This is a genomic window from Lysobacter sp. 5GHs7-4, from assembly GCF_021284765.1.
GTDB lineage: Bacteria > Pseudomonadota > Gammaproteobacteria > Xanthomonadales > Xanthomonadaceae > Lysobacter.
This window is the reverse complement of the sequence record NZ_CP089924.1, coordinates 598,137-616,954: the sequence shown is the minus strand read 5'-3', so window position 1 is coordinate 616,954 and position 18,818 is coordinate 598,137. Positions and strand designations below refer to the sequence as shown.

At 70.6% G+C, this 18,818-nt stretch carries 14 protein-coding genes and 1 pseudogene; 4 read left to right on the top strand and 11 right to left on the bottom strand.

The annotated features are described in order from the left end of the window. Positions 1 to 10: 10 nt before the first annotated feature. Complete coding sequence (locus LVB77_RS02560) at positions 11 to 484, bottom strand: hypothetical protein (RefSeq protein ID WP_232908662.1); 474 nt, start codon at positions 482 to 484, stop codon at positions 11 to 13. Between the two features lie 133 nt (positions 485 to 617). After that, a complete protein-coding gene (locus tag LVB77_RS02555) occupies positions 618 to 860 on the bottom strand; it encodes a hypothetical protein (protein ID WP_232908661.1) in 243 nt (80 codons plus the stop codon). A 485-nt stretch (positions 861 to 1,345) separates the two neighbouring features. Here LVB77_RS02555 and LVB77_RS02550 point away from each other — a divergent pair, with 485 nt between their 5' ends. Continuing rightward, complete coding sequence (locus LVB77_RS02550) at positions 1,346 to 1,642, top strand: hypothetical protein (protein ID WP_232908660.1); 297 nt, start codon at positions 1,346 to 1,348, stop codon at positions 1,640 to 1,642. Between the two features lie 64 nt (positions 1,643 to 1,706). Beyond that, the gene (locus LVB77_RS02545) at positions 1,707 to 2,717 is read left to right on the top strand and encodes a helix-turn-helix domain-containing protein (protein WP_232908659.1); all 1,011 of its coding nucleotides are present in this window, start codon (positions 1,707 to 1,709) and stop codon (positions 2,715 to 2,717) included. 60 nt (positions 2,718 to 2,777) lie between these two features. Here LVB77_RS02545 and LVB77_RS02540 read toward each other — a convergent pair whose 3' ends face one another. The 4 genes and pseudogenes from LVB77_RS02540 to LVB77_RS02525 form a co-directional block, all read right to left on the bottom strand. Further along, a complete protein-coding gene (locus LVB77_RS02540) occupies positions 2,778 to 3,794 on the bottom strand; it encodes a 3-oxoacyl-ACP synthase III (protein ID WP_232908658.1) in 1,017 nt (338 codons plus the stop codon). 275 nt (positions 3,795 to 4,069) lie between these two features. Then, positions 4,070 to 4,345 (bottom strand): annotated as a pseudogene (locus LVB77_RS02535) (DUF4156 domain-containing protein); the annotation flags it as partial. A 350-nt stretch (positions 4,346 to 4,695) separates the two neighbouring features. Further along, on the bottom strand, positions 4,696 to 5,790 hold the full coding sequence (locus tag LVB77_RS02530) for a hypothetical protein (RefSeq protein WP_232908657.1): 1,095 nt from the start codon (positions 5,788 to 5,790) through the stop codon (positions 4,696 to 4,698). Between the two features lie 395 nt (positions 5,791 to 6,185). Beyond that, positions 6,186 to 9,065 (bottom strand): pitrilysin family protein, encoded by a 2,880-nt coding sequence (locus LVB77_RS02525; RefSeq protein WP_232908656.1) that lies wholly within the window; start codon positions 9,063 to 9,065, stop codon positions 6,186 to 6,188. Between the two features lie 223 nt (positions 9,066 to 9,288). On the opposite strand from LVB77_RS02525, the gene LVB77_RS02520 reads away from it, so the two are divergent. After that, the gene (locus LVB77_RS02520) at positions 9,289 to 9,768 is read left to right on the top strand and encodes a tRNA (cytidine(34)-2'-O)-methyltransferase (RefSeq protein ID WP_232908655.1); all 480 of its coding nucleotides are present in this window, start codon (positions 9,289 to 9,291) and stop codon (positions 9,766 to 9,768) included. A 209-nt stretch (positions 9,769 to 9,977) separates the two neighbouring features. Further along, positions 9,978 to 10,478 carry a DUF302 domain-containing protein gene (locus LVB77_RS02515; protein ID WP_232908654.1) on the top strand — a complete coding sequence of 167 codons (501 nt, stop codon included), beginning with the start codon at positions 9,978 to 9,980 and terminating at the stop codon, positions 10,476 to 10,478. Positions 10,479 to 10,526: 48 nt separating this feature from the next. Here the strand turns inward: LVB77_RS02515 and LVB77_RS02510 are convergent, their stop codons facing one another. From LVB77_RS02510 to LVB77_RS02490, 5 genes are read right to left on the bottom strand one after another with little or no spacing between them, the layout of a single operon-like run. Next, complete coding sequence (locus LVB77_RS02510) at positions 10,527 to 11,861, bottom strand: NAD(P)/FAD-dependent oxidoreductase (RefSeq protein ID WP_232908653.1); 1,335 nt, start codon at positions 11,859 to 11,861, stop codon at positions 10,527 to 10,529. Further along, a complete protein-coding gene (locus tag LVB77_RS02505; protein ID WP_232908652.1) occupies positions 11,854 to 12,708 on the bottom strand; it encodes a DUF6875 domain-containing protein in 855 nt (284 codons plus the stop codon). The genes LVB77_RS02510 and LVB77_RS02505 overlap by 8 nt, the downstream gene beginning before the upstream one ends. Before the next feature lie 22 nt (positions 12,709 to 12,730). Next, positions 12,731 to 12,940 (bottom strand): MbtH family NRPS accessory protein, encoded by a 210-nt coding sequence (locus tag LVB77_RS02500; protein WP_232908651.1) that lies wholly within the window; start codon positions 12,938 to 12,940, stop codon positions 12,731 to 12,733. 18 nt (positions 12,941 to 12,958) lie between these two features. After that, entirely contained in the window at positions 12,959 to 14,290 is a 1,332-nt protein-coding gene (locus tag LVB77_RS02495) for an MFS transporter (RefSeq protein WP_232908650.1), read from the bottom strand. After that, on the bottom strand, positions 14,287 to 18,795 hold the full coding sequence (locus LVB77_RS02490; RefSeq protein WP_232908649.1) for a non-ribosomal peptide synthetase: 4,509 nt from the start codon (positions 18,793 to 18,795) through the stop codon (positions 14,287 to 14,289). The genes LVB77_RS02495 and LVB77_RS02490 overlap by 4 nt, the downstream gene beginning before the upstream one ends. Positions 18,796 to 18,818 lie beyond the last annotated feature (23 nt).

The following is an 18,818-nucleotide window of genomic DNA, read 5'->3' as shown; positions in this document are numbered from 1 at the left end:
TGCGGGTGGTTCACATCAGATCGGCGTAATCTCCGATCTGATCGCATACGGGTTTGGGCGGGTCGCTCAGTTCGACCACACGCTGGGCATGCGGATCCCTGCCCTTGCTGGCGCCGACGATGCCGTAGACCAGGTAGTAGCGGTCCTCGACCAGGATCAGGCCGAAACGCGACAGCTCGGTGAAGGCGTAGCGGCCGCCGTCGGCGCGCTCGACCGCGAACTGGCATTCGGAATAGCTGCCGGCGCCGCATTCGGCCGACACCGACTTCAGGCCGTGGCGACCGGCCAGATCGAAACGGTAGTTCAAGCCGCCCTCGTCGGAGCCGCTGGGCGCGACCTGACGGCGCGCGTAGTCGCCGGACGCTTTCCAGGCCCGCACCTGTTGGCACAGGTCGGTGCCGCCGGCCTTGGACGCGGCCGGCGCCGCCGAGGCGCAGCCCGCGAGCAGCAACGGCAGGGCCAGACTGTAGACGGAACCACGCATGCATCGCTCCTTGATGGATTGGCACCACTCAGCGGCCAGCATGCACCCGCGTCGCCCCTGGCGACAACGCTGGCGGCACCCGAACGCGGTTCGGACGCCGCCAGGGCGCGGGCACCGCGCCGTCGGCTGGGCTTCAGGCGATGCCGTGCAGGCGCCGCGCCTCGGCGATGCGCGTCTTCACGTTCGCGTCCAGCTCGCCCAGTTCGGCCTGCTTGAAGATGTTGCCCAGCACGCGCTTCTCGTCGTCGTCGATGCTCTGGTCGCGCAGCGCCAGCGCGAGCAGCTTGTCGAATTCCTGCGCGTCCAGTTCGCCGTCGTTGGTGAACACCGGGATCGAGGCGAGGGCGATTTCGAGATGGCTCTTGGGGGTCGTCATGGGCGTCCTGTGCGGTGGGCGATCGGGGGTCCGATGCTAGCGCGACGCGGATGAAGATTCCTATCACTCGCCAGCGACTCGACGCTTCCGCGATGCGCGGCACGCGCCGCATGCGTTGCGGCGCTCGTGGCCACGGCATGCGCGCCCCGACGGAATAACGTGCCCGCCCCGCGCGCGATCCAAGCCTCGAACCGATCCTGACGGCAAGGACGACCGCCGCACGGCGGAGGCCGCACGCTCGTTCGCCATAAGGGCCAGAGGCACACGCGCGCCATGGAGCGTCAACACACCGGATGCGCATCCAGTACGCCATACAGATGCCAGCCGCCGCGGCGTCCAGCCGGCACCTCGGCCGCTGGGACGCACAGGCAATGAACTGGAACGCGCAGGCCTCGCGATCGCGCGCGCGCTGAGGAATGCTCGCCGTGCCATGCGCCGGCCGGCCGGCGTGCCGGCGATTCCGTCCTCTATCAAAAGGAAGTGATATGAAACTCACATTGGTCAGCCTGATCGCGGTATCGGTGCTGCTAGCCGCGGCGCCGACCCAAGCGCGTATCCCACCCGGCGGCGGTGGCGGTGTGATCGGCGGTGGCGGTGGCACCGAGCCGACGCAGAGGTATTGCTCGGTGCGGGGCAGACGCTACAACCCCGGCTACTACGGCACCTGGGAAGTGGGGTACTGGGTCTGGCCCGCCTCGGAGGGCGCCTGCGACGGGCCGATTCCGGCCACGGCCGGCTTCATGGTCGACGGACACGAGGGCGACGGCCCCTACAACGATTGACCGCGCCTAAGATGGTCGCAGCCGGCGCCGCGCACCGCGGCGCCGGTCTGCCATGGAGCGGCGCGTGGAACGGCACTATCGTTTCTCCACACAGGGACTGAGCGAGGCGCAGGCTTTCGATCGTTGGCATGCCGAGTTCGGCACGCTGTTCGACGTGCGCCTGGATCGCGACGCGCGCATCGACTGCCGCGTCGACGGATGGCGGGTGGGATCGACCCTGCTGCTACGCCAGCACTGGCCGCAGGAGAATCCGCCGCTGGCCCGCATCCATCGCGGCGCCGGCAAGCTGCGCCGCGACGGCTACGACTTCTGCTACCTGCGCATCGGCCTGGCGCGCCACGCGCGCTTCGCATCGAGCGCGCGCGAGGTCCGCGCCGAACGCGGCCGGCCGTTGCTGATCGATGCCGCGCAGGCGCTGAGCGGCGAACTGCCGCTGGGCGATGCGATCACCCTGGCGATTCCGCGCGATGCGCTGCCGCCGGCGTTCGCGCTGCGCCACGTCAGCCTGGCCGAGGGCGAACTGGGCCATCTCCTGGCCGATCACTTGCTATCGCTGAGCCGGGCCCTGCCGCGCCTGGGCGCGACCGAACTCGCGGCCGTGGCGCCGGCGACCGAGCGCCTGCTGGCGGCCTGCCTGGCGCCCGGCCGCGACACGCTCGAGCGCGCGCGCGGCGAACTGCTGCATGGCCGCTTCGAGCGCGTGCGCCGCTACATCGACCAGCATCTGGAGTCGCCGTCGCTGGGCCCTGAGCGCATCTGCGCCGCGCTGGGACTGTCGCGTTCCAGCCTGTACCGGCTGTTCTGCGGCCTCGGCGGCGTGGCCCGTTACGTGCAGCGCCGGCGCCTGCGCCGTATCCATTACCTGCTCAGCTCAGGTCGCGCCGACGCGCCGGCCAAGGCGCTGGCCTACCGCCACGGCTTCAGCAGCGACAGTCATTTCGCGCGCGCGTTCAAACAGGCCTTCGGCTGCACGCCGGCGCAGGCGCGCGAGCTGCCGCTGTCGCCGCCGCGCCATGTCGCGGTGGGCGATGGTGGCGCGTCGCTGCCGCTGGTCGCGCTGCTGGAACACTTTTAGCCCCGCACAAACGAAAAGCCCGCGCGGTGCGCGGGCTTTCGCAGGCACGGCGGTCCGCGCTTACCAGACCACTTCGGCCATCGAGCAGTTCAGGCCCGAACCGATGCCCAGCAGGGCCACGCGGTCGCCCTTCTTCAGGCGGCCCATCTCACGCAGCTTGCTCAGCACGATCGGCACCGAGGCCGGACCGATGTTGCCGTGCTCGTTGAAGATGGTCAGAACCTTCTTCGGGTCGATGCCGAAGGCCTTGATGAAGGCCTGGGTGTGGACCTGGCTGACCTGGTGGATCACGAACTCGTCGAGTTCGTCGGCGACCCAGCCCAGCGCGCCGATCGCGGCGATCCAGGTGCGCTGGGCGAGCTTGAGGCCCTCGGTCAGCAGCATCTTGGTGTCGGTGACCATGCGGTCCAGGTTGCCGCGGCACAGGCTGTTCCACTGCGTGGCGGCGCGGGTGACGCCGCCGCGGTAGCGCGGCGCGCCCGGCGCGAGTTCGGCGCGCGCCATGACCATGGCGGCGGCGCCGCAGCCCAGGGTCAGGGTGGCCAGCTCGTTGCGGAACTGCTCGGCGGTGGCGTCGGGCGAGGTCAGGCGCTCCAGGGTCTTCTCGTAGGCCAGACCGGCGGTCTCGCCGTCCACGACCAGGGCGTAGTCGATCTCGCCGCGCTCGATCATGCGCGCGGCGATGTCCATGCCGTTGATGAAGGCCAGGCAGGCGTTGGCGACGTCGAAGTTCTGGCAATGCTCGGACAGGCCGAGGTTGCCGCTGACGATGCTGGCGGTGGACGGCTCGAGGTAGTCGCGGCTGACCGAGGTGTTGACCAGCAGGCCGACGCGGTCGGGCTCGATGCCGGCGTCGGCCAGCGCCTTCACGCCGGCCAGGGTGGCGGCGTCGGAGGCGAGCATGTCGCCATCCCACAAGCGGCGCGCGTGGATGCCGGCGATGTCCTTGAGCACATCGGCCTTGATGCCGAGCCGGTCGAGGGTCGGCTTGAGGCGTTCGTTGATCTCGTCCGAGCTCAGACGACGCGGCGCGTCGATGTGGGCAAGACCGGCGATGGCGACATGTTGGAACAGCATGGGCGGCGAACCGTGAGCGGAAACACGAAAGATTAACGGGTTCCAGGCCGCCCTGCATTAAATGGTGTCGCCCGGGCCACTGAATGGGCGCCACGGGCTGAAGGATTCAGCCCGTGCCGAGGGGCACCGGAAGCGTGCCAGCCGGGTTCGCGACCCGCTGGAGGCCGCCTGGCGGGGCGCAACCCGCCGAAACGGCCTCAGCCGCCGACCGGGTAGGTCTTGGCCGACTCCGAGGGCGCCGCCGCCGGCCGGCCGGCGGCCGGGACCGCGCCGCCGCAGCGGTAGGCGGCGTAGCGCTGCTCGCCGTTGGCCGGCGGGGCCAGGGGCTGGATGGTGTCGGCCTGCAGGCCCGGGGCCTCGTTGCGGGCCAGGGTTTCCAGCTCCTCGGTCACGCGCAGGGCGTTGCGTTCGTAGAAGGCGACGCTGTCCTTGACCGACACCGCGACCTCACCGCGCTTCTCGCAGGCCGGCGCGGCGCCGCCGCTGAGCACGCGCACCGAGGAGGCGCCGGGCGCCATCTGCACCCAGGTGCAACCGCCGAGGACCACCATGGCGAACAGGGAAACGGCGAGCGAACGAGGCATGCGGAACTCCGGCGGAGGGCGTCGTGGGTGACGCGCATTCTGGCGGCAGTTGCGTGAATTTGGGAGGACTGGGCGCGGCGGCCGTCGCTAGGGGGCCGCGATGGCGGCGCGGGCGCGCAGCCTGGATACGCGCGACACCGCCGCTCGCGCGCGGCTCACCGCAGGCTGGGGCCGCCCCTGCGCAGCCGTCATTCGTGGGAACGCGGCGGACCGGACGGCGATCGGCGCGGATGCGCGAATCGGCCAGGCCGGCGAGCCCGGCTTGGCCGGACGGGGGCGACGTTCGCCGGGCCAGGACGGCCGGCATCGGTGCCCGGTTAACCGCCCTGGCGTTGGACGGATTGCTCCGAGTCCGCGAGCGCCGCGAATTCCTCGGTTTCCGCCGGGGCCTGGGCTACTTCGAACGCCTCCGGGACCGCGGACACTTCGGATTCCGGCAAGACCTGGACCGCGTCAGATTCTGTCGAGACCCCGGATTGCGTCGGGCCCTCGGTCGCCTCACCCTGGCATGCCGCGTCCAACTCCGACGGCTCAGGACTCGGCGGCGGCTTCAGCGACTCGGCCAACGCCGCGCAACGTTCGCGGAATTCAAGCAAGCGCGCTTCGCCATTGGGCACCAGCGCATAGCGGCGCATCACTTCTTCCCTCGCCTTCGCATACAGACGCAGGTCTTGCTCGTTCAAGGCGACGACCTGCGCATACAGGGCATCTCCCCACACTTGCCGGCACGCGGCGGCCAGACCATAGGCGCCCTCTTCGCGTCCGGGCTCCTGCGGCGACGAGACGTTCTGCGGTACATATTCCATCGAGAGGGCCGGGAACATCGGCCTGAGGTAGTGCTCGATCGACACCATGCTGATGTCGAACATATCGACGATACCCAAAGCGCACGCCCGATCGACGACCGCGCACGCGTCCTGCAAATCGGCCGCACCGGGCGGGCGCGCGTAGAAGCCGGCGCAGGCCAGCAGATTGACCTGCACATCGTTGATCGCATGCGGCGCATGCAGAACAAGATGCGCGACAAACCCCCGCTCATCGAACGACTGCGCAAGCCCGCCCAGCCAGGTCGTGGGTTCCAGCTTAAGGCCGTAGTGATAAAGCGATCGGATCCGATCCAGCGGATGACGGATGAAGCAGAAATCGATGAAGCGCGTGCCGCGCACCACTGGCTTGGGATAGCGCAAGTGGTGGCTGGTGAGCGCACGGATGGACAGATCGCTGCCCACCAGACCCGCAACATGGTCGGCGCCCAGCATCGCGTCGTCGTAGCCACCGTGAAACGCGACCAATCCTTCGCCGAAGTTGCGATGCAGCGCGTAGTCGATCGTGCTGCCCGCATTCTTGAACGTGTGGTAATGCAGGATGACGAAGCGTTCCGCCGCCACGAATGTCTGGATCTGCCTCACCATAAAACCAGTCACATACTGTTACATTGCTGAAACAATAGCAGACTTCACCGTGGCGGAACCCGGCATCGCCGGCATCGAACGCCGTTGATAACGGGCGTTTTCTGGCTACGTTTCCGGCAGCAGCCGGCAAGGCCGCGATCGCCGCGCGCAGAGGGCCGCAGCGGCCCAGCGCAACGGCACCCAATGCCACGCGTCGCTGCGGACAGCGGCGCAACACACCGAAGCCCGCGAGGCGGCGCTCGCCATGAGCGCGCGCGGCCATCCGACGAAAGGCGCGATGCGCAACGGACGGCGGCTGCAATTCGAAGGGCACGGTCCCCTGCCACCGCCAACGGCAGCAGGGGCCCCGCGTGGCCGCGTCCGCGCAGGCTGCGCGGCGCGGCACCTTGGCGCGCTTACTTCTTGACCGGCTTGCCGTCCGCGTCCAGCACCTGCACCTCGCCCAGCTTGAGCTCGCGGATCGGCTGTTCGATCTTGGACAGATCGCCGACCACCACCCAGGTGACCGCGGCCGGGTCGATGGTCTTGGCCGCGGCCTGCGCCAGCGCCGGGGTCATCGCGTCGTTGCGGGCCTTGTACTGGACGATGTAGTCGTCCGGACGGCCGTAGCGCAGGTTGCCGGCGATCTGGCCGAGCACGGCGTTGGCGGTCTCGTAGGCGCCCGGCAGGCTGAGGGTGTTGCTGGCGCGGATCTTGACCACTTCGGCCTCGGTGATCGGCGCCTGCGCGCTGACGAAGGACTCGATCTCGCGCTTGAGCTCCTTGATCGATTCGGCGGTCTTATCGCTCTGCACCGCCGCCGAGGCGATCCACGGCCGCTGGCCCTTGGTGTAGCTGGCGCCGCTGTAGGAACCGTAGGCCCAGTGCTTGTCCTCGCGCAGGTTCATGTTCAGGCGCGAGCTGAACTCGCCGCCGAGCACGCCGTTGGCGAAATCGAAGTCGATCGAACCGGCGTCGCCGGTGGGCGGCACCACTTCGCCGACATAGACGTTGGACTGGATCGCGCCGGGCTGGTCGACCAGGAACACGCGCGGCGCCTGCGGGCGCGACACCGTCGCCACCACCGGCAGGGCCGGCGCGTTCGCGGCCGGCTTCCAGTCGCCGAAGCGCTGCTCCAGGCGCGGCACGATGTCCTTGAGCGTGGTGTCGCCGACCACGACGATGCGCACCTTGTCCGGCTGCAGCCAGTCGCGGTGGAACGCGACCAGATCCTCGCGCGTGAGCGAGGCGATCGCGGCCTCGGTGCCGCTGCCGGTGAACGGAATCGAATAGGCGTGGCCTTCGCCGTACAGCAGCGGCGGCAGCACGCGCAGCGCGGCGGTCTGCGGACGCGCCTTCTCCTGCTTGATGCCGGCCAGCCAGGTCGCGCGCACGCGCTCGATCTCTGCCGCGTCGAAGCGCGGACGCCGGACCACGTCGGCGAACAGATCCAGCGACGGATCCAGCTTGTCCTTCAGCGCCGACAGGCTGATCGAAGCGCTGTCCAGGTTGGCGCCCGCGCCGAGTTCGGCGCCCAGGGCCTCCTTGCGCGCCGACAGCTGCAGCGCGCTGTAGTCGCCCGCGCCCTCGTCCAGCATCGACATGGCGAAGCTGGCCGTGCCCAGCTTGCGGCCCTGGTCGGCGGTGTAGCCGCCCGGGAATTCCATCAGCATCTGCACCACCGGAATCTCATGGCGCTCCACCAGCACCACTTCCATGCCGTTGGACAGCTTGCCGCGCTGCGGGGTCGGGAAGCTCAGCGCCGGGAAGGTCTTGGTGACCGGCACGCCGGCGCTGCGGTCGACGTCGGACTTGACCGTCTTGAACTTGGGGTCCGGCGCCGGCACCGCGGCCGGCGCGCTGGCCGGTGCGGCCTGCGCGGTTTCCGGCAGCGACGAGGCCGGCTTGTCGCTGGGCTGCACGACCAGGGTGTGCGAGCCCACGCCCAGCCACTTCTGGCCGGCCGCGCGCACGCTGTCGGGCGTGGCCGCCATCAGCGTGTCCAGTTCTTCGCGGTAGCAGTCGGGCTTGCCGCTGTAGACCGCGCACTCGGCCAGCACGTCGGACTTGCCGCCGAAGCCGCCGATGCGTTCGATGCCGCGCACGAAGTCGGCGCGGATCGCGGTCTTGGCCTGGTCGAGTTCCTCGGCGGTCGGGCCCTGGGTCAGCAGGCGCTGCAGTTCCTCGTCGACGATCTTCTCGACCTTGGCCGGGTCCACGCCTTCCTTGACCGTGGTGGTGATGAAGAAGGTGCCGCTGATCTCGCTGTTCCACAGCGAGGTGCCGACGTTGTCGGCCAGCTTGTCCTGATGGACCAGGCGCGAATCCAGGCGCGAGGACGCGCTGCCGCCCAGCACCTGGCTGAGCAGGGTCAGCAGGGTCGAATCCTTGCTGCCGTTCTCGGCCACCGGCCAAGCGCGGTACACGCGCACCTGCGGCACGCGGTCGGGCACGGTCTCACGGGTGTCCTGGGCGCGCTTGGGAATGTTGGCGGCCATGTCCTTGAGCGTGGCGCTGGCCGGAATGTCGCCGAAATAGCGCAGCGCCTTTTCCTTGGCCGTCTTCAGGTCGATGTCGCCGGCCAGCACCAGCACCGCGTTGTTGGGGCCGTACCAGCTCTTGAACCAGGTCTTGACGTCGTCCAGCGAGGCCGCGTCCAGGTCGGCCATCGAGCCGATGGTCTGCCAGTGGTACGGGTGACCGGCCGGATACAGCGCCTCGAACATCTTGGCGTTGATGCGGCGGCCGTAGGGCTGGTTCTCGCCCTGGCGCTTCTCGTTCTGGACCACGCCGCGCTGCTCGTCCAGGGTCTTCTGGTCGATCGCGCCGAGCAGGTGGCCCATGCGGTCGGATTCCATCCACAGCGCCATGTCCAGCGCGGTGGTGGGCACGTTCTGGAAGTAGTTGGTGCGGTCCTGGTTGGTGGTGCCGTTCTGGTCGGTCACGCCGACCAGCTCGAACGGAGCGAAGAACTCGCCCTTGTGGTTTTCCGAGCCCTGGAACATCAGGTGTTCGAACAGATGGGCGAAGCCGGTGCGGCCGGGCGCCTCGTTCTTGCTGCCGACGTGGTACCACAGGTTGACCGCGACGATCGGCGCCTTGCGGTCGGTGTGCACGATCACGCGCAGGCCGTTGGGCAGAGTGAACTCGTCGTACGGGATCGCGACCGAGGCCTTGGGCGCGGCGGCCGACGCGGGCGCCGGCGCGGCGAGCCCGGCGCCGAGCGCGACGGACAGGGCGAGAGCGAGGGCGGCGGCGCGCGGAACGGCGCGGGACGTCGGCGAGATCGGGGACATGGAGGCTCCTGAAGCGATGATTTGTAGCGACGGATAGAAACGGCGAATTTGGACGAACGCAGGCATAGCGGACGCGGGCCAGGCCCGGCATACGACCCTGCATCCTAGTCGCCGCGGCCGCCCCGGGGCACTAGGCCACAAGTTAGGTAGGGGGTCTGCGCCCAGGCGCGTTGCACATTTTCGGTGCCTACAGGCGTCAGGTCCGGCCCCGCATAATGGGCGCATGTTCGACGTCATCCTCTACCAGCCCGAGATTCCGCCCAACACCGGCAACGTGATCCGGCTGTGCGCCAACACCGGCGCGCGTCTGCACCTGATCGCGCCGCTGGGCTTTAGCCTGGAGGACAGGCAGCTCAAGCGCGCGGGCCTGGACTACCACGAGTACGCCACCCTGCGCGTGCACGAAGGCCTGGACGCGGCGCTGGCGGCGATCGCCCAGGACCAGGGCGCGCCGCCGCGGCTGTACGCGCTGAGCACGCGCGGCCGCATGCGCCACGACCGCCCGCAGTACCGGCCCGGCGACGCCTTCCTGTTCGGCCCGGAAACCCGCGGCCTGCCCGGCGAGGTGCTGGAGGCCGTGCCCGAGGCGCAGCGCCTGCGCCTGCCGATGCGGCCGGACAACCGCAGCCTCAACCTGTCCAATGCGGTGGCGGTGGTGGTGTTCGAGGCCTGGCGCCAGCTCGGTTACGCCGGCGGCGAATGAGGCGCAGCGGCGACGGCGCGGCCGCGCCGCGGGCCATCGCCCATGTGAACGCGGTCTTCGCATCGCTGAACCTGAGTAGAGGCGCGCAACGCGATCGGCGCAGGTCGCGTCCGCTTGCGCGGCGGCAACGCGATGTAGTGGGTAAGGCGAACGAATCCGGCGCCAACGCCGGGCCCGTCGCCGCAACCCGCAGCACAGCGAGTACCCGCATGACTCTTGCAGCTATCGATCCCGTCGCACCGCCCGGCCTGTGCATCCTGCGCAGCGCCTACACCGTCTCCAGCACCATCGACCGGCTGGTGGCGATGGTCGAACAACGCGGCCTGCGCGTGTACTCGCGCATCGACCACGCGCGCATCGCCGACGGCTGCGGCCTGCGCATGCCGCCGACGCAGTTGTTGTTGTTCGGCAATCCGCTGGCGGCCGCGGTGGCGATGCTGGAGCAGCCGACCATGGCGATCGACCTGCCGATGCGGGCGCTGGCCTGGCGCCACGACGACGGCCACACGCGCGTGGCCTATGTGGACCTGCAGTGGCTGGCGCAACGCCACGGTTTGCCGGATTCGCAGCGCGAGATGACCGAGGCGGTCAACGACAGCCTGCGCACGCTGGTGTGCGCGGCCGCGTCGCGGCAGGTGATTCTGGGGCTGCGCGGCGCGCCGGAGCCGCAAGCGCGGCGCGCCGAAGCGATCGGCGCGCGCCGCGGCTAGGCGCGGTCGCGCAGGTACGCTGCGCGCGGCGGCCGTCGCGCAGCGCGCTCAGGCGCCCAGCATCAGCCAGGCGCCGACCGCGGCCACCGCCAGCGCGCCGGCACCGGCGCCGACCAGGATGCGTTCCTGCCGGCGCGCGCGCGCCAACGCATCGCCGTACGGCATCGTGGTGTGCGCGATCATGGTGTACAGCGGCAGCCAGGTCTTGGGCAGCAGGCGGTTCAAGCTCACGTCCAGGCGTTTGCGCGCCAGGAACCACGGCGACTGCACCTTCTGCCGCAGCTCGACGAAGTTGGCCTTGGACAGCTCGGCCAGGGTGTCGGTGTGCGGGCGCCGCGAACGTTCGTAATCGGCGAACGCGTCCGCGCGCCGGCCCGGATGCCGCGCCAGCGCGGCCATCAGCGCCGAACAATCCTCGAACGCCGAGTTCATGCCCTGACCATAGAACGGATACACGGCGTGGCAGGCGTCGCCGACCAGCACCATCCAGTCTTCGCGGCTCCACGGCGCGGTGCGCGTGGTCACCAGCGCCCCGACCGGGTGCGCCATCCATTCCTCCACCAGCTGCGGCAGCAGCGGCAGCAGGTCGGGGAAATACTTGGTGAACAAGGCGCGCACGTCGTCTTCGTCGCGGGTGGTGGCGAAACTGTCGGGGCCCTCGAACGGCAGGAACAGGGTCAGCGTATGCGAGCCGTCGCGGTTGGGGTGCGAGACGAACAGGCCGTGGCTGCGCGGCCACACGTGCAGCGCTTCCAGCTCGATCGCCGAACTGCCGTCGGCCAGCGGCTTCAGGGTGAGTTCCTTGTAGCCCCACTCCAGGTATTCCTGGTGGTAGTCGGCGCGCTCGCCGCGCTGCATTTCCTGACGCGTGCGCGAGAACGCGCCGTCGGCGCCGACCACCCAGTCCGGGCGCACGCGCAGGCGCGCGCCGGCGTGCTCGAATTCCAGTTCGCGCGCGGTCTTGTCGACACCGACCAGGCGATGATCGAAGTGCAGGCGCACCTGCGGATGGCGTTCGGCGCGATCCAGCAGCAGGCGGTTGAGTTCGTTGCGGTCGATCGAGTGCAGGACTTCGCCGCGGTCCTTGCCGTACGGCTGGTAGCGCGTGCTGCCGTCGGGCGCATGGATCACGCGGCCGGCCATGGTCACGCAGGTCGGCATGACCTCGTCGATCAGTTGCGCTTCGGTCAGCGCCTGGATGCCGCGCTTGGACAGGCCCAGGTTGATCGAGCGGCCGCCTTCGGCGCCGCTGACGCGCGGATCGGGGCGGCGCTCGTAGACGTCGACGCCATGGCCCAGCGCGGCCAGGCGCAGCGCCAGCAGCGAGCCGGCGAGGCCGCCGCCGACGATGGCCACGCGCGCGGTTGCGGAGGCCTCAGTCATCGAGCGCGGTTCCGGCGGTGCTGCGGGCGCTGCGCGCGTTGGCGCGCGCGACCGGGCGCGACACCGCGCTCAGGCGCGGCGATTCGCTCTGCAGGCCGCGCAGGCGCAGCTGCAGTTCGGCCTCGACCAGGGCTTCGATCGCCTGTTCGAAATTGTTGCGGCGCAGGTTGGGACCGAGCCGGCGCAGGTAGGAACGCAGATACGCCGCGCGCACTTCCGGCGCATCGATGTCGCGGCGCAGGAACGGCAGGTCGGATTCGACCATATGCCGGATCGCCAGCATCGGCACCGGGCTGCGCAGCGGGAAGAAATCCGGATTGCGCAGGCCAGGGCTGGCGTTGCGCGCATGGAACTCGCCCAGCATCAGACCCAGCTCGACGAAGCCGCCCTTGTGTTCGGCCTGGATGCGGTCGACCACGCTGGCGCCGTCGGGCCCCAGGTTGGGGAACACGATCAGGATCGACTTGTTGACCGCCGCCGCGCCGGAACGCGGCTCGATCTCCAGGAACAGATCGCGGTAATGGGCGATCAGCTCGGCCATGCGCTCCGGATCGGGATCCGGGTCGACGACCTCGGTGAGCCAGATCGTGTCCAGGCCCAGCGCCAGCGGCGTGAACGGACACACCGGGCCGGTGCGTCCCAGGTTCGGATGCGGTTGCGCGAGAAACTCGCGCACCCAGCTCACGATGGTGGGCAGCGGCGCGCTGGCGTGCTGGTTGCGCTCGACGTCCGAGGCGCGCAGCAGCTGGCCGCGCGCGGCCGCGCCGGCGCTCTCGACATGGGTGCGGCCGGCCATCATCGCCGCATCCGGGTCGGGCAGTTGGAAGGAATCGTTGTCTGGGCTCATCGCCTTGCTCCTAGTCCCTGACTTATCCGCCGCTGGCCGGGTCGCGCACGCTGAGCGGGCGCATATCGGTCCATCGCCCACGGATGTGGGTCAGGCATTCGTCCTTCGATCCCTCGAAGCCGGCATCGCGCCAGCCCTGCGGAATCGCATACGCCACCGGCAGGATCGAGTACTGGTCTTCGTGATTGACCAGCACGCGATGCGCGCCGAGATCCGTCTCTTCTCCTTGCATGACGCCTCCCTCTGAAACTCAAGCCGCGGCACTGACCTGCGCCGCCGGACCCGTCGCCAGGATCGGCGCATCGGGCAATTCGTCCTCGACCCGGCGGATCGCGCGCACCGCATAGGCGCTGGCCGCGACCGCCGTCATCAGGACTCCCAAGACAATGAACATCAGGCCCAGCCCGCGGCCCGGACCGACGCCGATCCAGGCCCCGACCGATGCGGCCAGGGCGCCGCCGGGCGCCATCAAAGGCTCGAACACGCGTTCGGCCAGCGGACCGGCCAGGCAGTAGCCCAGCGGCATCGCCGCTTCCGACAGCACGCGCTGGATCGCGAAGCAGCGGCCCTGCAGATCGGCCGGGACTTTGCTTTGCCACAGCGCGGCGTTCGACGCGTTGAGCACAGGTAACGTCAGGAAGAAGCCGAAACCGGCCACCAGCACCAGCGCGAACGAAGGCGCCAGGCCGTGCACGGCCAGCAGCACGCCGGCGGCCAGCGAAAAACCGAGCACGCCGTGCACGCGCCGGCGCGGTCCGCCCCAGGTGCTCATGGCCAGGCCGCCCAGCAGCAGACCGCAACCGCCGACCGCCATCTGCACGCCCAGCAGGCCGGCGTCGGCGAAGGACAGCACCAGCGGCGTGATCGCGATGCTGGCGATGCCGAACAAAAAGTTGGTGGCGCCGAACACCAGCAGCAGGCCGTACAGGCCGGGGCGCTCGTGCACGTAGCGGAAGCCGGTGGCGGCCTCGCGCCACAGGCTGTCCTCGGCCGGCTCGCTGCGCTGCGGACGCGGCACGCGCGCGAACAGCAGCGCGACCACGCCCACCACGAAGGTCAGCGCGTCGACGATCAGCACGCCCTGCATCGAGATCGTGCTGACCAGCACGCCGGCCAGCAGGGGGCCACCGACCTGGGCCACGGCGAATCCGGTCTGCACCAGACCGTTCACGCGCGTGAGCTGTTCCTGGCTGGCCAGCAAGGGAATGCTGGCGGCGTAGGCCGGCTGCAGGAAAGCGTTGGCGATCGCCGAGATGCCGACGCCGGCGTAGACGTGCCACAGCGCCAGCGTGTCGGTCGCGTACAGCGCCGCCAGCGCGAACATGGTCAGTGCCGAAGCGGCGTCGCAGACGATCATGGTGCGGCGCCGGTCCCAGCGGTCGACCAGGGCGCCGGCGATCGGCGAGATCAGCAAGGCCGGCACCGCCATCGCGACGAAGATCAGCGCGAACTGCGTGGTCGAACCGGTGCTCTGGTACACCCAGATGCCCAGCGCGAACGAAGTCAGGCGCGAGCCCACGCCCGACACCAGCTGGCCGACCCAGATCAGCAGGAAATCGCGCAGGCCGGCGTAGCGGTTCACGCTTCCTCCTCGACCGCCAACGGCAGCGCGCCGCGGCTGCGCAGGAAATCCAGGTAGGTCGCGAACAGCACGCGATCGGCCGGTGGACACACCAGACCCAGCGCCGCCACCGCATCGGTGGTGGCGCTGCAGTCGAAGCGCGGCTCGCGCGGGTCCGGATGCTCGGGGAACAGGCCGGCGAACGGCGCCAGCGCGTTCTCGCGCGAGACCGCGGCGTCGGCGAGCAACGCGCGGCGCCAGGACGCGTAGTCGATCTCCTCCACCGCCAGCCCGGCGTCGCGCATGGTCGCCACCGCCTCGACGATGGGCAGGCGGCGTGCGTTGAAGAAGTGGTACTGGCCGTTGGCCTCGCCCGCGCCCAGCGCCAGACGCACGATCGCGCGCCCGACGTAATCCACCGGCGCCATGTCGAAGGACTCGTCGGGCAGGTGCGGCGCGTAGCCCAGCTGCACGCAGCCCTTGATCCAGGCGTTGAAGTAATCGCCCAGGTTGCTGGTGCCCAGACGGCTGTCGCCGGTGATGCGCGCCGGACGGTAGATCGCCACCGGCAGTCCGCGCTCGCGCGCGGCCAGCGCCAGCTGTTCGCCGACCCACTTGCTCTGGTTGTAGCCGCCCGACTGGCCCTCGGCGTCCGGCGGCGGGTCGGACTCGCGCACCGTGCGCTCGAGGTTCTGCTCGGTGAGATAGACGCCCAACGTGGACACCAGATGCACCGGCTTGATGCGGTGACGCGTGGCCAGGCGCAGCACTTCGACGGTGCCGCCGACGTTGGCCGCTTCCAGGTGCTCGTAAGGCGCGAGGAAGTTGACCTGTCCGCCGTTGTGGAAGATCAGCTCGGCGCGCTGGGCCAGCGCATCGAACGCGGCCTCGTCCAGACCCAGGCGCGGTGCGGCCAGATCGCCGCACACCGGCAGCAGCCGGCGTTCGTCGCCCGTGCGCCACAGCGCGTAGCTGTCCAGGTTGGCGCGGATGCGGCGCAGGCCTTCGGCCGGCGTGTCCGCACGCACCAGGCACAGCAGCTCGGCCGCGGTGGTGTCCAGCAGCTCGCGCACCAGGTAGGCGCCAAGGAAGCCGGTGGCGCCGGTGACCAGGGCGCAGGCCGGCTGCGAGCGCGCGGCCGCCGGCAAGGCACCGCGCGGATCGACGTCCGCCGGCAGCACCACGCGCGCGCGCAGATCGGTGCGTGCGCCGGTCTCGCCGGCGCGCTGGGCTTCGATCACGCGCGCCAGGCCGGCCACGGTGGGGCTGGCGAACACCGCCGCCAGCGGCAGCTCGACGCCGAACGCGGCGTGCAGCTTGAACACCAGCGGCAGGGTCGACAGCGAATCGCCGCCCAGCGCGAAGAAATCCTCGTCCGCGCCGATGTCCTCGCGGCCCAGCACCTCGCGCCAGACCGCCAGCACGCCCCGTTCGGTCTCGCCCTGCGCGGCGCGGATGCGGCGCGCCTGCGCGATCGCCGTCGGCGGCACCGGCAGCGCATGCCGATCGACCTTGCCGTTGCGGTTCAGCGGCAGCGCCGGCAAGGGCACGAACAAGGACGGCAGCAGCGCCTCGGGCAAGCGCTGGGCGAGGAATTCGCGCAGCGTGGCCAGCTCCAGCGCCGCGTCGGCGACCACATAGGCGACCAGGCGCTTGTCGCCGGGCCGGTCCTCGCGCAGCGCCGCGGCCGCGGCCTGCACCTGCGGGTGCGCGGCCAGCGCGGTTTCGATCTCGCCCAGCTCGATGCGCACGCCGCGCAGCTTGACCTGGTGGTCGCGGCGGCCGAGGAACTGCAGGCTGCCGTCGGTGTTCCAGCGCGCCAGATCGCCAGTGCGGTACAGGCGCGCGCCGGGCGCGTCGGCGTGCGGATCGGGCAGGAACGCGGCCTGCGTCAGCGCCGGCTGGCCCAGGTAACCGCGCGCGATGCCGGCGCCGCCGATGCACAGCTCGCCGACCACGCCGCGCGGCAGCAGGTTCAGTTCGGCGTCCAGCACGTACACGCGCACGCCCGGCAGCGGCGTACCGATCGGCAGCTCGCTGCCGGCGTATTCGCCGCCGTCGCGGGTCGACAGCATGGTCGCGCACACCGAGGCCTCGGTGGGGCCGTAGTGATTGCACAGCGCGACGCGGCCGCCGCTGACGCCGGCGTAGCGGCGCACCTGCTCCAGCGGCACGCTCTCGCCGCCGATCATCATCAGCCGCAGCGCCGGCAGCAGCGGCCGCGTGCGCGGGGCGGCGAACCAGCCCTCGCTCCAACGCCGCCACAGCGCGGCCGGCGCGTCGATCGCGGTCACGCCGTAATCGCGGCAGAAACTCTCCAGCTCGTACGGCCCCAGTTCGGCCGGCGCCGGATGCAGCACCAGCGCCGAACCGCTGGCCAGCGCCGGGAAGATGTCGCCCACAGACGCGTCGAACACCAGCGGCGGGATCATCAGCAGGCGCTGGGCGACGAAGTCGTGGCGCGCCATGAAGCCCAGGCTGAGGTTCACCGCGCCGCGATGCTCGACCACCACGCCCTTGGGCGCGCCGGTGGAGCCGGAGGTGTAGATCACGTAGGCGGCGTTGTCGGCGCCCGCCACCTCGGCCGGCGCCTGCTCCGACGGCGGCACCGAGTCGGTGATCACGCAGGGCAGGTCCACGCCGATCGCGTCGGCGCGCGCGACCAGCGCGGCAGGCGCGACCAGCGCCAGCGCGCCGGCGTCGGCGAGCAAAAAGGCGATGCGTTCGTCCGGATGCGCCGGATCGATCGGCACGTAGGCGCCGCCGGCGGCGAGCACGCCGAGCACGCCGATCAGCGCCTCGGCGGACCGGTCGGCCAGCACCGCCACCCGCGTCTCGGCACCGGTGCCGAGCGCGCGCAGGCGCCGGGCGATGCCGTTGGCGCGCTGGTGCAGCTCGCGGTAGCTCAACTCGCGGCCCGGTTCGACGATCGCGATCGCGTCGGGACTGCGCTGGACCTGGCGTTCGAACAGCGCGTACAGCGTCGGCGCCGGCGGCAGCGGCGCGGGACCGCCGTCGCCCAGCGCCAGCACTTCGTGGCGCGCGTCCTGGTCCAGCAGCGACACGCGCGACAGCGGCAGGTCGGGGTCGGCCAGCACGCGGTGCAGCAGCACGCCGTACTGGTCGGCCAGGCGCGCGATGGTGGCCGCGTCGTAGAGATCGCTGTCGTAGTCGAGCACGCCGTCCAGGCCGGCCTCGGAGGCGCCCAGCGACAAGGTGAGTTCGAAGCGCGCGGTGTGCACGTCCGGCTCGCGCCATTCGCTGCTCAGACCGCGCAGCGCCAGCGGCGCGGTGCCCGCGTTCTGCAGCACGAACAAACTTTGGAACAGCGGCGTGCGGCCGGGCACGCGTTCCAGCGTGAGCTGGTCGATCACGCGCTCCAGCGGCGCCTGGCCGTGCTCGAACGCGTCCAGGCAGTGCGCGCGCGTGCGTGCGAGCAGCGCGCGAAAACTCGGATCGCCGGACAGATCGCCGCGCAGGGCCAGCGTGTTGACGAACAGACCGATCATCGGCGCGACGCCGTCGATGCCGCGGTTGGCGACCGGCGAGCCCACGACCACATCGTCCTGGCCGGCGTGGCGGCCGAGCAGGGTCTGGAACGCGGCCAGCAAGGCCATGAACAAGGTCGCGTGTTCGCGCCGCGCCAGATCGGCCAGGCCGGCGGCGACGCTGAGCGGAATACGCAGGTGGTGGCGCGCGCCGCGGCCGGTCGGCACCGGCCGGCGCGGCCGGTCGGTGGGCAGTTCGAGTATGCCGCTGGCGCCGTCCAGGGTCTGGCGCCAATACGCCAGCTGGTCGGCGATCTGCTGCTCCTGCGCCGGCTCGCGCTGCCACAGCACCGCGTCGCCGAACTGCAGCGCCAGCGCCGGCAGCGCCGGCACCTGCCCGTCCAGGCGCGCTTCGTAACAGCGCGCGAGTTCGTCGAACAGCACACCGCAGGACCAGGCGTCGGTGACGATGTGGTGCATCACCACCAGCAGCAGATGCTCCTGGTCGTCCAGGCGCAGCAGCGTCGCGCGCAGCAAGGGCGCGCGCGCCAGATCGAACGGCCGCTCGGTTTCCTCGCTGGTGGTGCGGCGCGCCTGCGCCTCGCGTTCGATCAGGTCCAGGCCGCGCAGATCGATCAGCGGCAGACGCACTTCGACCTGTTCGGCGACCGTCTGGCGCGGCTCGCCGGCGACCTCGGCGAACGAGGTACGCAACGCGTCGTGGCGCTGGATCACGTCGGCCAGCGCCTGTTCCAACGCGACCGGATCGAGCTCGCCGCGCAGGGTGTGGTGGCCGTAGACGTGGTAGGCGCCGCTGCCGGGCTGCAGGCGCTCGAAGAACCACATGCGCTGCTGCGCGGCCGACAGCGGCAGCGATTCGCCGGGCCGGCTGCGGCGTTGGATGGCGTTGTCCTGCGCGTCGGCGTTGTCGGCCTCGCGCGCGGACAGGCGTCGGCGCAGCAGTTCGCGCTGCTGCGGCGTCAGCCGGGCCAGGCGCTCGGCCATGGCGCCGGGCGCGTTGTCGTCGGCTGCGCTCATGCGCACTCCCTTCCCTGGATGCG

Excerpts from the sequence above, each read along its gene's own strand:
- LVB77_RS02560 (WP_232908662.1), bottom strand. The coding sequence starts at position 484 with ATGCGTGGTTCCGTCTACAGTCTGGCCCTGCCGTTGCTGCTCGCGGGC.
- LVB77_RS02555 (WP_232908661.1), bottom strand. The coding sequence starts at position 860 with ATGACGACCCCCAAGAGCCATCTCGAAATCGCCCTCGCCTCGATCCCG.
- LVB77_RS02550 (WP_232908660.1), top strand. The coding sequence starts at position 1,346 with ATGAAACTCACATTGGTCAGCCTGATCGCGGTATCGGTGCTGCTAGCC.
- LVB77_RS02540 (WP_232908658.1), bottom strand. The coding sequence starts at position 3,794 with ATGCTGTTCCAACATGTCGCCATCGCCGGTCTTGCCCACATCGACGCG.
- LVB77_RS02530 (WP_232908657.1), bottom strand. The coding sequence starts at position 5,790 with ATGGTGAGGCAGATCCAGACATTCGTGGCGGCGGAACGCTTCGTCATC.
- LVB77_RS02525 (WP_232908656.1), bottom strand. The coding sequence starts at position 9,065 with ATGTCCCCGATCTCGCCGACGTCCCGCGCCGTTCCGCGCGCCGCCGCC.
- LVB77_RS02520 (WP_232908655.1), top strand. The coding sequence starts at position 9,289 with ATGTTCGACGTCATCCTCTACCAGCCCGAGATTCCGCCCAACACCGGC.
- LVB77_RS02515 (WP_232908654.1), top strand. The coding sequence starts at position 9,978 with ATGACTCTTGCAGCTATCGATCCCGTCGCACCGCCCGGCCTGTGCATC.
- LVB77_RS02510 (WP_232908653.1), bottom strand. The coding sequence starts at position 11,861 with ATGACTGAGGCCTCCGCAACCGCGCGCGTGGCCATCGTCGGCGGCGGC.
- LVB77_RS02505 (WP_232908652.1), bottom strand. The coding sequence starts at position 12,708 with ATGAGCCCAGACAACGATTCCTTCCAACTGCCCGACCCGGATGCGGCG.
- LVB77_RS02500 (WP_232908651.1), bottom strand. The coding sequence starts at position 12,940 with ATGCAAGGAGAAGAGACGGATCTCGGCGCGCATCGCGTGCTGGTCAAT.
- LVB77_RS02490 (WP_232908649.1), bottom strand. The coding sequence starts at position 18,795 with ATGAGCGCAGCCGACGACAACGCGCCCGGCGCCATGGCCGAGCGCCTG.